This window comes from Chitinophaga sp. 22308 (assembly GCF_052045305.1).
GTDB lineage: Bacteria > Bacteroidota > Bacteroidia > Chitinophagales > Chitinophagaceae > Chitinophaga > Chitinophaga varians_A.
The window spans coordinates 1,041,822-1,057,408 of sequence record NZ_JBQEOP010000002.1 but is presented as its reverse complement, the minus strand read 5'-3'; the positions used below and the strand labels follow the sequence as shown (position 1 = coordinate 1,057,408).

Here is a 15,587-nt window from a genome sequence, read left to right as displayed (position 1 = left end):
AGATTTTTCCAGATTTTTTTCAGATAAAAATATTATGATTTTCCGATCAACTTTTTAAAGCGTCCGGCCACGCCTCTACGTTGCGTTTCACTGTAGCCGTAGCCGTAACCATAACCGTAGCCGTAACCATAGCTGCGGCCAGCCTTCACATCGTTTACGATCAGGTTTATTCTGGGCATTTTTCGCTGTGCTGCCAGATCGCCCGGAATTTGCAGCTGTTGTTTAAAGGTAATGCCCTGACGGACAAGGTAAAGTGTGGCATCTGCAAAACGCGCTAACAGTTGTGCGTCCGTCACCAACCCTACCGGCGCAGTATCTACTACGATATAGTCAAATTTTGCCCTGAGTTTGGTAAACAATATTTCTGTTTGTTCCAGCAATAAGAGCTCTGCAGGATTGGGCGGTATCGGCCCGGAGGAAATAATACTGCAATTTTCGTGTATGCCGGAAGGTTTGATAACTTCCTCCAGCATACTTTTGCCGATGGCGTAGGTGCTAAACCCTGTCATGTTGTCTATACCCAGTTTATCGGAGAGCTTTGGCTTACGAAGGTCCATTTCCAGCAGCACTACCTTTTTGCCTGAAAGCGCCAGCACGGCTGCCAGGTTTGCGGCCACGAAGGACTTCCCTTCACCGCTCATGCTGGACGTCAGCAGGATCACCTTTTGCTGTGGCCCCGACAGTATGAACTGCAGGTTAGTACGCAGCGCCCTGAACTGTTCTGCAACAGGGGTCACATTATCCCTTTTGGCCACCACCAGTTCTTTATTCTGTGTATGTCCGATTTCACCAATGATGGGCACTTTGGTGCCGCCAGTGATGTCTTTCTTATTGGTTACCCTGATATTCAGGAGTTCTTTTACATAAAGGCCCAGTGAAGGTAATGCCAGTCCTGCCACCATGGCCAGCAGGTATATTAACAGGCGCTTGGGTTTAAAAGGAAGGGCGTCGCTTTTTGCCGGATCGATGATTCTTGCTACTGCCAGATTAGACGATTTCGACAACGCAGATTCTTCCCTTTTTTTCAACAGGAACAGATAGAGCTCCTGTTTAATAGCCTGTTGCCGCGAAAAATCCAGGAAGAGACGTTCCTTGGCGGGTACCTGTGCTATCTTTTTGTTCAGGCTTCCGGAGCTGCGTTGCAGTTCGTCGATACTAATCTGGATACCATTCTTTAATGAGCCGAGACTGGTGTTCAGGTCTCCGCGTAGTCCCTGCAATTGCTGATCAATGTTTTTAATCAGCGGGTTATTTTCCGTGGTGGACAGCAATTGCCTTTCCCTTTCCAGCTGTAATGTGTTATAACGCTCTACCAGCCCGAGGAAGGAAGGGTCCTGTACAACAAGGGAGGAAGGTACCACACGTTTGTTGTTGGCCTCGTCCTGCATGTACTTTTGCATAGACTCAACAATGTTTAACCTTACCTGTTGGTCCAGCAACTGTTTGGAAAAATCCCCGGTACTGGAAACCAATAATTTTGCCTGTTCTTCCAGGTCGGCCACCTGATTTGACTGTTTAAACTGTTGTATGTCTTTTTCAACACCGGAAAGCTCTTTGGTCACGATCACCAGCCGGTTATCGATAAAGGCGATGGTGCTGTCCGCGATCCTGTTTTTATCTTCCACGCTGGCCTTCATATACGCTTCAATCAGTTTGTTAAGCACCGCTTCGCCTCTTTCAGGTATACCATCCGTGATGGTGAGGTCTACTGTGCTTACCTGCTTGTTGGGGACAGCCATGGTCACCAGCGACCGGTATTTTCCCACGGCCTGGTCCACAGAAACCACTTTCACATAATATTCCGGATGGACGAACGCGTACAATGGGTTCCGTTGTATGAACACGACACCTTCGGGCAAATGCAGCGTATCGTTCCAGGTCCCCTCTCTGGTAAGACCGGTACGGCTCAGTGAAAATTTCTTTTCACTGATCGGATGGATGGTATAATTCATCGCAGCGAGGCTGTCACTCAGGCTAAGCCACTTAAGTGAAAAAGGCATGTTGCGGTATTGCTCTGTTTTCTTCACGCGGCCATCAGCGACATAGCTCACATTCAGCTGGAGGTCTTTCACTACGCTTTCCATAATAGAACGCGAGCTAAGTATTTCCACTTCATTATCCACGCTGCTTTTTGTATTGAACAATTCCAGCTGACTGAGGATCTCTTCACCTGGCAGGTTCCCGCCTTTTTTATCATCCTGCACCAGTATTTTGGCACTGATCTTATAGCTCGGCGTTGCGTACCGGAGATACAGCCAGGCGGCGGCACCTGTCAGGATGAGGCTCAACAGGAAAATATACCAGTATGATCCCAATATATCCAGTATTTTTCTTAAGTCAAGTACATTATCCGGTTGCGGTGCAACAGGAGTGTTACCGTTTAAAGAAAATGGATTATTTGAATTGTTATTCTCGTACATGTAAGTGCTTTAAAAAATTAAAACTTGACCCTCGTTAGTATTACCACCAGCAACGTGATCGCAGATGTGATAATAGTAATGTTCTTCAATCGCGATGCGTCCGTTGCAACAACCTTCGACTTATTCGGTTCAACATATACCACGTCTCCCTGTTGTAAATAATAATAGGGAGATGTAAACAGGTTTGTATTGTTCAGGTTAAATCTGACAAATTCTTTTTTACCATCTTTATCCCTGATCAGTAATACGTTTTCGCGTTTTCCATAAATAGTAAGATCACCCGCCATGCCGATAGCATCCAATAAGGTTACTTTTTCATTGGGCATCACATAGGTTGATGGCCTTGCTACTTCACCAAGCACTGTAATTTTAAAGTTAACGAATCTTACATTAACAACAGGGTCTTTGTAAAACTGGGCGGCCTTTTCGGCAACCGCTGCTCTTACTTCTTCTGTTGATTTACCTTTCACCTGCATCTTGCCAATCAATGGCAACATGATATTGCCATCCTTGTCAACCAGATACCCGCTGATATTAGAGCCACCTCCGGGAACGGTTCCTGCGGAAGGCCATGATGGGGCGTTCTGTTGGTTTAACAAGGCGGTGGTGCCCGGGTCCAGGGTTTGAATATTCACTTGCAGAATATCATCCACCTGGATGAGCGGCGTTTTATACAACGCCTGTTCCACTTCCTTTGATCCCAACGAATCCGGGATATCCCTGAAATAGGTCACATTTTTAGGCGCCGAACATGAGAACAGGAAAAGGCAAATTATTCCTGCTAAATGATAATACGTGACCCTGCACCTTTTGACAATGGTGTTTAAACGGGAGCCGAACTCCCTGTTGATAAGACTCATATCTAATTGACAGTTTTGCAAATAGGAAGCTGCAGCTGGGCAAATTTTATGCCCATCAGTAACAAAAGCTGCGCTTTCGCCTGTTACATTTTAATTTTATCTTTATCCAGTTCTTCGTACGCAGAATTCTTACTGATAAACTCTGGTACCAGCTTTTTCATCAAAGCAACCGTAGGTGTTAAATAGTGCTTTTCGGCAGATGCGATCAACTGCGTTACCTTTTCGTCTACTTCCGTAAAACTATAGCTCCGCACCTTTGCAATCAGTATTTTTTCATGATAGGTGGGCAATGTATTTTCGGCATTATTCAATAACTCTTCATATAGTTTTTCTCCTGGTCTCAAACCGGAGTATACGATGTGAATATCCTTTCCCGGTTCCTTTCCGGCCATCCGGATCATCTTCCTGGCCAGATCAGCAACTTTCATCGGTTTACCCATATCAAATACAAAGATCTCCCCGCCCTGTCCCATGGCGCCTGCTTCCAGTACGAGCTGGCAGGCTTCCGGGATGGTCATAAAATACCGGGTAATTTCAGGATGGGTAACTGTGAGCGGGCCACCGTTTTCCAGTTGTTTTTTAAAGCGGGGTATCACCGAACCGTTAGACCCGAGCACATTCCCGAAGCGGGTGGTGATAAAGCGGGTAGGTGGCAAGCCAAATACCGGACCTGTTTTTTTAAACTGTTCGTTTATCCTGTTATTGTAAGATTGTGTGAAGATTTCTGCGATGCGTTTGGAAGCGCCCATCACATTGGTAGGGTTCACTGCTTTGTCTGTAGACACCATCACAAACTTTTCCACGCCGAAATCTACCGATAATTCCGCCATGACTTTAGTGCCCAATACATTATTCATCACTGCGATAGAAGGATTTTTCTCCATCATGGGCACATGCTTGTAAGCCGCGGCGTGATACACGATAGCGGGCGCGTATATTTCAAACAGCTGCTGCATACGGGACCTGTCGCATACATTCCCGATAAATGGAATGATGGGAATGTTGGTCCCCATTTCCGCCATTTCCAGTTCCAGTTCATGCAGCGGTGATTCCGCTTTATCGCAGAGCACAATAACTGCCGGCTGATAACGGATCACCTGACGGACAATTTCGCTGCCAATAGAGCCCGCAGCACCGGTTACCAGGATACTTTTATCACGGATCTCTGCATCCAGTTTTTCATTTTTGATATCGATGACAGATCTTTCCAGCAGATCTTCAATATGGATGTCTTTCAACTGTATTCCTTTATTTTGTGTACCATCTATCCATTGATTCACAGAGATGATCTTCTGTACTCTTATGTTCAATGTGATACATTCTTCTACCAGTTCATTGAGATGTTGTGCATCCAGGTGATCATCCGGTATCAGCAGCAGGGATACTTTCACCTCTCTCAACATTTTAAACAATTGCCCTTTACGCGAGGCATATACCGGCAATCCCTCGATGGATTTACCTGCATGCGCATTGGTATCTGCCAGGAAGGCCACAATACGTATATCCGCTTCCGGGTTGTCGTTGATAGCCTTACGCAGCATAATACTGGTGAGACCTGTATGATAGATGGCAGCCCTGGTCCTGTTGACAGCACGAAAGTTCTTATAATACTTAAATACCCATTTCACCATCAGGCGATAGGACAACAGCAGGAAAGAAGATATAAAAAAACCGATCAGGATTACTGACAATGGGAACAGGTTAATTTCCGCGTCCAGCACATGACTATAGTTGATGCTCACAAAAATGACGCTGGCAATAACATTCATGCAGGCGATGTTCCCAATATCCGCCATACTGGTATGCCGTACGATACCACGATACGTTCGTAACAGTAAAGACAACATCAGGGTCACACCTAATACAATAAAGGAGATTTCTTCAAGCGGATACGGAGTGAGGGCCTCCATATCAAAATTGAGCCTGAGCAGAAAGGCAAGATTGATGGCGATAACGGAGCACCCAAGGTCAAGCAGCAGAATAAGCCATGACGGGGTAATCCATGATGATTTGTTCACCATAGGTTTCAATAATAGATACGGTTAAGAAATATATGCTCGTCCAATCAGGTAAGTAGCGCGAGGGTGGTTTTCATAGAAGCGCTTTACTCTCCGGTCAGATAGCGTAAGGTTTGGTTCGCATTTTTCGGTTTTTCAAGTTATGCAAAGTAAACACTAAATTTTGATATCTTACTATTATGAAAAAGTAAACTATTAAAATTTTTTTACTGTGCGTAAATGATAGCTTCCACCAATCCAATATTGATCTGATACTGACAAGAAGATAAAGGCAAGTATGAACCCGCCCGCTGCAAGGAAGTTCGTCTCCTGTGTTCGCATACAGGTAATCCGGACGACTAACTTTACAGGTTATATTAGATGCTACTTCAACAGCAGTTGTTGATATCGGGACAGGACAAGTGCAATAGCTTCACACATGATTGATTGTGCAGTAAACAGTCATTCTCGTTTCTAATACCTTCATGCGCTGGCACACAAAATAATTGATACATGGTCTTTCAATTTTTCCGGTTAACTAAGTTCGTTCGCTATATGGTTAAAGTAATATTCGCTATATGGTTAAATAGAACTACTAAAGTTGTTTGTGATGGCCAGTGGAAACAAACACCATACCAACTTTATAAAAAAAGATGATTTTTGGCGGTCGGATCATCTTTTCATTTATAAAAGTAAGTGATTTTTTGAATAAATATACAGTTAAAATGAATTTAACCTAAAACAAACACGACCAGGCTTTTTGCACCATGGGCGCCTAATACGAGGGATTGCTCTATGTCAGCGGTTTTGGATGGGCCTGCAATAAATACACCGAAACCGGTTTGAGGCGCACCGATTTTTTCATACGCATCATGCATGGTTGCCAATATGCGTTCCCGTGGTAATATGATGGCAAGATGCTGGCAGATAAAAGGTAAAACCCTCACGGCTATATCATTTTCCGTTAGCCAGATGGCGCCGTTTTCAGCGACACCCCATTGTCCGGTCACCACGGCCATGTCTACGTTTTCCAGCTGGTGTGGGTCTTCGTGTGCCCATCCCCGTTTATCATCAGCAAACACTACCCTTTCAAGATGCGGGTAATGTTGCGTCAGCAACGCAGGCACCTGCACCGCATCAGCAATTTCAAACAGGCTGCCACCAAGGCTTTCCAGCACTTTGCGATAGGCCTCCAGGGTGGCTGGCATCTCTCCTGCCAGGCCCTGTAATGATGGCAACGCAGTTGCTTCCGGTTGATTTTTTTTCACGGCGGCCAGTATCTGTTCCCTGCTACTCATATCAATATATTATTTACGGCTGTTTATTTTTTTGTTGATGACTGTTGTGCATACCATTCAGAAAATGATTGTGCAGGCGGCGCGGGCATCTCCCGTTGTTTATACCACGGGTTAAAGCGGTTGTTGACCATTCCCGGGAAAGCACGTAACACCCAACGGCCCATCTTACCTGCTTTTTTATAGTTGCTAGGTTTGGAAAGTACTGCATTCATCATTTTCATACCGGCGGTTTTTGCAGCGCTGGTATGACCTTCCCTTACCAGCACCTGTCTCCATTTATATAACTGCTGATGGATATCTATTTTCACCGGGCATACGTTGGAGCAGGAGCCGCAGAGCGTAGAAGCAAAAGGCAGATCGGCATAATCCTTCATATCAAGGTTGGGCGCCAGGATACTGCCGATAGGCCCGGCCACGGCGGTATGATAACTGTGACCACCGCTTCGGCGGTACACCGGGCAGGTGTTCATACAGGCGCCACAACGGATACATTTCAGGGAGTTGCGGAAATCTTCCCTGCCCAGTTGCCGTGAACGGCCGTTGTCCACAATCACGATATGCAATTCCTTACCAGGGGCCGGTTTTCTGAAGTGGCTGGAATAGGTGGTGATGGGTTGACCAGTAGCGCTGCGTGCCAGCAGCCGCAGGAACACGCCTAAGTGTTTCCGCTCGGGGATGATTTTTTCAATGCCCATGCAGGCGATATGCACATCGGCGAGGTGAGCGCCCATATCGGCATTGCCTTCATTGGTACACACCACCATCTCACCGGTTTCCGCCACCGCGAAATTAACGCCGGTGATGGCGGCTTTGGATTGCAGGAATTCTTTGCGCAGGTGCAGCCTTGCCGCTGCCGTCAGAAACTGCGGGTCAGCATTGCCGGCCGGCGTGCCCAGGTGCTCATGGAACAGCTCTCCTATCTCTTCTTTCTTTTTATGGATACAGGGCAACACGATATGGCTGGGCGGTTCTTTCGCCAGCTGTACGATCCGTTCACCGAGATCGGTATCGATCACGTCGATGCCATGCGCTTCCAGGTGTGGGTTCAGGTGACATTCTTCCGTTAACATGGACTTGCTCTTCACCATTCGTTTTACGCCATGCCTTTGCAGGATTTCCGTCACGATGCGGTTATGTTCCGCGGCGTCAGCGGCCCAGTGGACAACGGCGCCATTCTGTAGCGCCTGCTGCTCAAACTGTGTCAGATAGTCATGCAGGTTACCCAGCACGTTTAATTTTATCTGTGAAGCGGTTTCCCGCAGTAGTTCCCATTCAGGAATGCTCCATGCCTGGCGGTCACGTTTGGCGCGTACCCACCAGAGGGTTTCATCGTGCCAGTTCACCCTGGGCTCATTTTCGTTGAACTTGTCCGCCAGCGTGGCGTGATCAGTGGTTGGCCTGTTCATGGATCTGTTGATTAAGGATTTCAGCAATATGCATCACTTTCACCTGCTGGTGCTGACGGCGGAGGATACCTTCCAGGTGCATCAGGCAACTGACATCCGTGCCGGTGATGATTTCCACGCCGTGTTTAACGTGATCGGCTACACGGTCTTTGCCCATTTTCACGGAAACGGCCTCTTCTGTTACGCAGAAGGTGCCGCCAAACCCGCAGCACTCGTCTTTGCGGTCGAGGTCTACCAGCTCCAGGCCTGCCACCATACGAAGCAGCTGCTCCGGTTTGGAGAAAGGCGCTGCCACCAGCTCGCTCATCTGCGCCAGCCCGAGGCCGCGCTGACCATGACAGCTCTGGTGCAGCCCTACTTTATATGGAAAGCGTGCAGGCAATGCCGTTACCTCTAATATATCGGTGAGAAAGGCCGTGAGTTCATATATACGTTCCCGTATGCCGGCGGCTGCCGGTTCATGGGCGGGGTCGTGCAGGTGTTCTTTGATATGCAGCACACAGCTGCCGGAAGGGCCCACAATATAATCGTAAGCCGCAAAATTACGGACAAAGAGGCTGTTGCACTCATGTGTCAGATGCTCATAGCCGGAGTTGGCCATCGGCTGGCCGCAACAGGTTTGTCCCTGCGGGTATTCCACCTCACACCCCAGTTTCTGTAACAGCTGCAGCGTGGCAATGCCTACCTGCGGGTAGAACTGGTCGATATAACACGGTATAAATAATCCTACTTTCACAGTGGTAGCGATTTTAATGGTCATTCCTAACGTGCAAATTTAGCGGCAGCCACCGTAGTAATCCTACCTCTTTTTTACCGGTTACTGGCTTATTTTTCACTGATACAAAATAATAAGGCCGGGCAGCTTTAGCAACCCGGCCTGTTATGGATGGAACGTATTTGTTTTATGGTTGTACTTTGATGGTGACTTTCAGCCGTTGTCCTTCGGAACGGGACACCTTGATGACCCCTATTTTTCCTGCGGCATTTTTGAATAACACTACGCCATCGTAGGTGGTAGAGAAAAAATTGTCGTCCTCCTTTACCGGCAGGTTATTCAATGCAGAGCCGTGCGACAGGGTATCGAATTTCAACGGATCAAAAACCTGTACGGACGGAGCGTTCATGATTTCCGTAAGGGTGGCGTTATCAAATGTAAGGCTGTGAGACGCCGTGGCCGTAGGACTGCTGAAGAACAACCTTCCCGGGTCTACGCCGGCAAACACCAGGTCTATGTTTTTACCGTCTTTAGGCAGATTGCCCCGGTAGTACATCTTGCCGTCTTTTGTGGAGAAAGCGATGCCCACTGTAGTACTGGTGCCACTGATATCAAACTCCAGGTCTTTGTATATCGTCAGGGAATCTTTGGGCGTTACCGCTGGTTGTTCCGGTTTAGGTGCGTTGTCATCGTTGCTATTCTTGTCTTTTTTGGAACAGGCGGTCAGCATGGCGGTAAGAATAACCGCGCCTAAAATGAGTTTTTTCATAGGGATGATGGTTTTAAGCTGGCATTTTCAGGTTTTCACTGTATGTGATCGGTCATAAAAAAAACGGCTATATGCATAGCCGTTACAAATATAAAAATAATTAAATGATAAATATCGATAATTTATCTGCCTAATTGGAAGACCTCTGCCAGCAGCTCGTATGACCGGAGCCTGTCGGCATGGTCCTGCGTAATAGTGGCGATCACCAGTTCGTCCACCTCATAGTCGGCTGCCAGCTGTTCCAGGCGGGCCTTTACCTGTGGCGGGGTACCGAAAACACGCCGGCCGCTGTTGGCGCGTATGCGTGCCAGTTCTTCTGCGGTGTATTCAATGTCTTTGATTTCTTCGTAGGTAGGAAATATATCGTACCTCCCTTTTTCAAAGCTGAGCAGGCGATAGTCCATCACTGCCGCCAGTTCAGCCGCTTTTTCTTCCGTATCGGTACAGAAGACAAAAATGCCTACGCTAGCCTGTGGGGCAGCGAGATGTTCCGAAGGACGGAACTGTTTGCGGTAATTAGCTACCGCCTGCGGGCCGCCCACCGGATAGATAAAATGGGCAAAAGAGAGCGCCATCCCGAAATGGGCCGCCAGCAGGCCGCTTTCGCCGCTGGAGGTGAGCATCCACAGATCAGGCGAGGACGGTATGACCGGAATGGCCTTTACTTTTTCCTGCATACTGCCGGGGGTGGCTTTATCGGTAAGCCATGCCTGCAGGTCTACCACCTGCTGCACAAACTCTTTAGGGTCAAAGGTATTGGAGGGATTGAGGATATGCGCCGTGATACGGTCGCCACCCGGCGCGCGGCCGATGCCCAGGTCTATACGGCCGGGATACAGCGCTTCGAGCAACCGGAAATTTTCCGCTACTTTAAGGGTACTGTGATTTGGCAGCATCACCCCTCCGGAGCCGATTCGGATACGCTCCGTTTCAGCGGCCAGCCGGGCTATCAGTATCTCCGGAGAGGCGCCTGCCAGGCTGTTGGTGTTATGATGCTCTGATAACCAATAACGGGTATAACCCAGTTTGTCTGCCAGCCGTGCCAGCTCAACGCTTTCCTGCAAGGCTTCCATGGCATTGCTGCCTTTTCTGATCGGAGATTGGTCTAATACGCTTAGTTTCATCGTCTGTCGGTTTAATCTTTCATAATCTCGTCTTCCTGCTGTTTTTTAAGATACCATTGTACTGCCCGTATTTCTGCGAAGGTCACGGCAGGGCCTACACGTTCTTTGATAGGACCGGCTGCTGTAGCGCCCAGTTCGCGGATATGGGACATGATCAGTTTCACCGTCGGCTCAGACACGAAGCGGAACAGGTCCAGCTCTCCGGCTTCCACACACTGGGCCAGATGGCTTTCTACCGTACTCACCGCCAGTTGCCGCGCCACGGCTATGTCGGGGATATTCTTACCGCCTAAATACAATTCCAATGTACCCCTGCGGCTACTACCCTTTTCTACTTTGCCTTTGGCTTCCGGTTTGCCGCCTTTTTTACCGGCCACACCTTCTGCTTCCGCATTTCTTAGTTTCGTATAGTCTTTCAGCCCTTTGGTAAAATCCAGGTCGGCATAAGACACTTCCCATACCTGCTGCAGCTTCTGCCAGCAATCCGCTTCCAGCGACATGAGCTGTAACAGGTATTTTTTTGATTTTTGTTTTTTGACCGCTGCAATATGTTCCTGCAATGGCACTATCAAATCTTCGTATATGCTTTTGGTGAAGTAACCGACAGCCTTGGTGACACGCTCTTCCAATTGGTCGGTTTCACCAGTTTGCACCGTTGTATCGAGCAGCTGATGAAGCTGTACCACAAAGCGGTTGGCCACTTCCTGTTGCTGTTCCGTTTTGGCCGTCAGCTGACGGCTTACCTGCAATGCCGCATCGATGTCCGGCACTTTTTTGTCCTGTATCCATACTGCATGACTGCGGATATTGGCCTGCATCCGGTACCAGTCGAACAACTGCAGCAGCGAGGTGGCCTGAAACTTTTTCCGTTCCATTTCCAGCAACACCACCAGCTCGTTGGCCTCCACTTCTTTCTCTGCAAACGCTATCACCTGGCGGTCCGTTTTGATGGCGCCATAATTAATACGGGAATGCAGCACCAGTCCTTCCAGTGAGGTACAGCGGCTCAGCGCCACATATACCTGTCCGGGCGCAAAAGCGTACCCCGCATCGATAATAGCCCTTTCAAAGGTCAGCCCCTGGCTCTTATGGATAGTGATGGCCCACGCCAGCCTGATAGGAAACTGTGTGAAACTGCCGATCTCCTCTTCGTCGATGCTATTTTCCTCCTGGTTATAGTGGTAACGGATATTGCGCCATGTTTCCTTGCCAAGTTTCAGCTCTTCATGCGAGCCGGCCAGCAGCAAGGTGATCTCTTCGTCATCGATATCTGTCACCGTGGCCAGTTTACCATTGTAATAACGGCGGGGCTGCGCCAGATCGTTTTTCAGGAACATCACCTGCGCGCCGATTTTCAGTTGCAGCACCAGTTCCGTAGGCAGGGCCTTATCACTGAAATCCCCCTCTATCTTGCCTTCAAAGCGAAAGATCTTTCCCGGCATTTCGGCCAGCCGGCGGGCGTTGATATCATCCGCCTTACGGTTATGGGTAGACAGCACAATATATTCACCGTCTTCCCCTTTGAAATAAGGATCATAACGGTCATTGAGCAACATCAGGTCATCTTCCTCCACTTCACTGTTACGGATACGGTTGAGCACATCGATGAACAGCTGTTCGTTCTGCCGGTATATCTTTTTTAATTCGATATACAACGGAGGCGCCTGTTCAATCACCCGCGCATCAAAGAAAAAAGAGCTGTTGTAATACTCTGAAAGCAGCTGCCATTCGGAATCCGGCACTACCGGCGGCAACTGGTACAGATCACCAATGAATAGCACCTGTACACCGCCAAAAGGCAACAGCGGTTTATTCCGGAAATGCCGCAGGATAGTGTCGATGGCATCGAGCATATCACAACGTACCATACTCACCTCATCAATAATGAGCAGTTCCAGTTCCTGTAACAGCACCTTTTTATCGTTAGTAAAACGGATGTTACGGAACAGGCTGTGTTTATCCGTGCTGCTGATTCCATCCATGCCAAAACCGCGCTTGCTGCCCGGCACAAAAGGTCCGAAGGGCAACTGAAAAAAGGAGTGCATCGTCACCCCGCCGGCATTGATGGCTGCCACGCCGGTAGGCGCTACCACCACCGTATTTTTCTTCGTATGTTCTTTGATATATTTCAGGAACGTAGTCTTCCCCGTTCCGGCTTTACCGGTCAGGAACACATGGCGGTTTGTCTGGTTAATGAAATCTGCCGCCAGGTGGAAGATGATATTTGTACTATCAGGTTGGGGCATGATATTTAAAATTGAAACCGCAAATATAATTTATTTTAAGCAATCCCAGGGCTGAAGCCCTGGGCTACGTTTAGCGCCAGGGTCCATAATGTGGTGTAAGCTGTAAATGGGCTGATTAGTCTTTAAATATGAACGGCCAGGACGCATGATGTTCATCTGGCTATAAAAAGGAGTAGCGATCAGAGCGTAGTAATTCATGAATGGAGATAAGCTCCGCTACAAAACGGGAATCAGGATATGAGAGGACTACCAAGTCAATAGCGCACTTGCGCATTAAAGAAACCTGAACCTCAATGTAACCCAGGGCTTCAGCCCTGGGGCAAAAAAAACTGCCCCGGCTCATCGCCAGGGCAGTCCTCAACAAAACTATTATTCAATAAGTTATGCCAATCTTACGTTAACAGCATTCGGGCCTTTTCTACCATCTTCCACGTCGAATACTACGCGGTCATTTTCGCCGATGCTTTCTTTGATACCAGAAACGTGAACAAAAATTTCTTGTCCTGTTCCTTCGATTTTAATGAATCCAAAACCTTTAGCTTCATTAAAAAATTTAACTACACCTGTTTGCATTTTTTATTAATATTTAATTGTGAACGTGTTCTCGCCATTTTTTAAACAGGCGGCTACCTGGGGGCAACTAGAAGAAAAAATGTAAGAAAAAAGCTGAATGTACCCGGAGATCACCAACAAAATGAAATACAATATTCTTAAGAAGCAGGACGAAGATAACTGTTTAGGCTTTACCATCCAAACTTTTTTGTATAACACAGAAAGCAATTTTATTTATATATTTTTGATACCTATATGAAAAACACGGACGCATGGCGTATTAAGGCTATTTTAACCGGCTCTGCCGGCAATCTCGTGGAATGGTACGACTGGTACATTTACACCACCTTTTCGCTCTATTTCGCGCCTGTATTCTTCCCGAAAGGCAGCTATACGGCGCAGCTGCTCAATACCGCCGCCATTTTCGCGGTAGGTTTCCTGATGCGTCCCATTGGCGGCTGGATGTTTGGCCGCATTGCAGACCAGAAAGGACGGAAAACCGCCATGACGCTGTCTGTGCTTCTGATGTCGCTGGGTTCTGTGCTGATAGCCTGTACCCCGTCGTACGACAGTATCGGGGCGGCAGCGCCGGCCCTGCTGCTGATAGCCCGGCTGTTACAGGGACTGAGTGTGGGCGGGGAATACGGCACTTCCGCCACTTATCTGAGCGAGATGGCCACTGCCGGCCGTCGTGGCTTTTTCTCCAGCTTCCAGTACGTTACGCTGATAGGTGGCCAGCTGACAGCCCTGGGCGTGCAGATGCTGCTGCAACGCGTGTTTCTCACACCAGAACAGCTGCATAACTGGGGATGGCGCATTCCCTTCGTGATCGGTGCCCTGCTGGCTTTTGTAGCGCTATACCTGCGCACCCATATGCAGGAGTCCGGCTCCTTTGAGCAACATAAGTCTTCCAAAAACAAAGGCTCGGTAAAAGCCCTCTTCCGGCAATATCCCCGGGCGGCCTTCACCGTGGTGGGACTCACCATGGGCGGCACCCTGGCTTTTTACACCTATACCACCTACATGCAGAAGTTCCTTGTCAATACGGTCCACCTGACCATTGAAAGGGCCACTACCATTACATTTTTTGTGATGCTCATATATGCTTTTTTACAGCCTCTGTTCGGCTGGCTGTCAGACATCTTTGGCCGCAAGCCGCTGCTGATAGGGTTTGGCGTCCTGGGCACCGTCCTTACGGTGCCTATTCTCACGGCTATCAGTCATACTACCTCCGAGTGGGCCGCTTTCTGGCTGATCCTGGGAGCGCTGGTGGTGGTGAGCGGATATACGTCTATTAATGCGGTGGTAAAAGCGGAGATGTTTCCGGCGGAGATACGGGCGCTGGGCGTGGGCTTCCCCTATGCAATTACAGTGGCGCTTTTTGGCGGAACGGCAGAATCTATTGCCCTGTATTTCAAAAAAATCGGCCACGAACCATGGTTTTACTGGTACGTGACCGTTTGTATCTTTATTTCCCTGCTGGTCTATATCACGGCACGTGATACCAAACACACTTCTTACCTGGACAAGGATTTCACGGAACCATCGGCATAACCGATGATAACGCGGCTGGCATAGTGGAGGAACAGGCCGTTCTCCACTACGCCGGGAATATCATTCAATTGCTGGTGTAATGCCACCGGGTCTTTGATTTTCTCATAATGACAGTCGAGTATATAATTGCCGTTGTCGGTCACGACGGTGCGGCCGTTGCTGGTACGCAATACTGGCGCGGCATCCAGCGCCAGCAGTCTTCTGAAGGTAAGTTCCCACGCAAACGGGATGATCTCCACTGGTAGCGGAAAGCGGCCCAGGCATTTTACCACTTTGGACTCGTCTGTTACCACGATCATTTCTGCTGAAGCAGCTGCCACGATCTTCTCGCGCAACAATGCTGCGCCGCCGCCTTTGATGAGCCGCAGGTGCTCGTCTACCTCATCGGCGCCGTCGATGTCCAGGTCTATCTTCTCCACTTCACTGAAAGGGATGATGGTAATACCCTGCTTCCTGGCCAGTTGTTCGGACTGCTCAGAGGTAGCTACCGCTTTGAGCGGCATACCCCCTCTCACCATCTCGCCTATACGCATAATAGCATAATAAGCGGTGCTGCCCGTTCCCAGCCCGATGGTCATATTCGGTTTGATGTATTCGGTGGCTTTTTCGCCGGCGGCTTTTTTGGCCAGGTCCTGTTGTTGCATGC

At 48.5% G+C, this 15,587-nt stretch carries 12 protein-coding genes; 1 reads left to right on the top strand and 11 read right to left on the bottom strand.

The features are described from left to right. Positions 1-32 precede the first annotated feature (32 nt). The 10 genes from ACTJJS_RS11130 to ACTJJS_RS11085 all read right to left on the bottom strand — a co-directional run bounded on the left by ACTJJS_RS11130 (position 33) and on the right by ACTJJS_RS11085 (position 13,408). The gene (locus tag ACTJJS_RS11130; RefSeq protein WP_440663750.1) at positions 33-2,420 is read right to left on the bottom strand and encodes a GumC family protein; all 2,388 of its coding nucleotides are present in this window, start codon (positions 2,418-2,420) and stop codon (positions 33-35) included. Positions 2,421-2,437: 17 nt separating this feature from the next. Then, positions 2,438-3,154, bottom strand: a complete 717-nt coding sequence (locus ACTJJS_RS11125; protein ID WP_440663749.1) for a polysaccharide biosynthesis/export family protein — start codon at positions 3,152-3,154, stop codon at positions 2,438-2,440. Positions 3,155-3,363: 209 nt separating this feature from the next. Further along, on the bottom strand, positions 3,364-5,301 hold the full coding sequence (locus ACTJJS_RS11120; protein ID WP_440663747.1) for a polysaccharide biosynthesis protein: 1,938 nt from the start codon (positions 5,299-5,301) through the stop codon (positions 3,364-3,366). Positions 5,302-6,008: 707 nt separating this feature from the next. Beyond that, positions 6,009-6,575: a LutC/YkgG family protein gene (locus ACTJJS_RS11115; RefSeq protein ID WP_440663746.1), complete on the bottom strand. Its 567-nt coding sequence runs from the start codon at positions 6,573-6,575 to the stop codon at positions 6,009-6,011. A gap of 23 nt (positions 6,576-6,598) precedes the next feature. Next, positions 6,599-7,981 (bottom strand): lactate utilization protein B, encoded by a 1,383-nt coding sequence (locus tag ACTJJS_RS11110; protein WP_440663745.1) that lies wholly within the window; start codon positions 7,979-7,981, stop codon positions 6,599-6,601. Continuing rightward, entirely contained in the window at positions 7,962-8,741 is a 780-nt protein-coding gene (locus tag ACTJJS_RS11105) for a (Fe-S)-binding protein (protein WP_440663744.1), read from the bottom strand. The genes ACTJJS_RS11110 and ACTJJS_RS11105 overlap by 20 nt, the downstream gene beginning before the upstream one ends. A gap of 142 nt (positions 8,742-8,883) precedes the next feature. After that, positions 8,884-9,465, bottom strand: a complete 582-nt coding sequence (locus ACTJJS_RS11100) for a hypothetical protein (protein ID WP_168872999.1) — start codon at positions 9,463-9,465, stop codon at positions 8,884-8,886. A 122-nt stretch (positions 9,466-9,587) separates the two neighbouring features. Continuing rightward, on the bottom strand, positions 9,588-10,589 hold the full coding sequence (locus tag ACTJJS_RS11095; protein ID WP_440663743.1) for an LLM class flavin-dependent oxidoreductase: 1,002 nt from the start codon (positions 10,587-10,589) through the stop codon (positions 9,588-9,590). 11 nt (positions 10,590-10,600) lie between these two features. Further along, the gene (locus ACTJJS_RS11090) at positions 10,601-12,835 is read right to left on the bottom strand and encodes a helix-turn-helix domain-containing protein (protein WP_168872997.1); all 2,235 of its coding nucleotides are present in this window, start codon (positions 12,833-12,835) and stop codon (positions 10,601-10,603) included. Between the two features lie 381 nt (positions 12,836-13,216). Further along, positions 13,217-13,408, bottom strand: a complete 192-nt coding sequence (locus ACTJJS_RS11085) for a cold-shock protein (protein WP_440663742.1) — start codon at positions 13,406-13,408, stop codon at positions 13,217-13,219. A gap of 234 nt (positions 13,409-13,642) precedes the next feature. Between ACTJJS_RS11085 and ACTJJS_RS11080 the strand changes: the two genes are divergently transcribed. Continuing rightward, positions 13,643-14,941 carry an MFS transporter gene (locus tag ACTJJS_RS11080; protein ID WP_440663741.1) on the top strand — a complete coding sequence of 433 codons (1,299 nt, stop codon included), beginning with the start codon at positions 13,643-13,645 and terminating at the stop codon, positions 14,939-14,941. Here ACTJJS_RS11080 and rpiA read toward each other — a convergent pair. Then, positions 14,905-15,585 carry a ribose-5-phosphate isomerase RpiA gene (gene rpiA / locus ACTJJS_RS11075; protein WP_168872995.1) on the bottom strand — a complete coding sequence of 227 codons (681 nt, stop codon included), beginning with the start codon at positions 15,583-15,585 and terminating at the stop codon, positions 14,905-14,907. The genes ACTJJS_RS11080 and rpiA overlap by 37 nt on opposite strands. Positions 15,586-15,587: the final 2 nt, after the last annotated feature.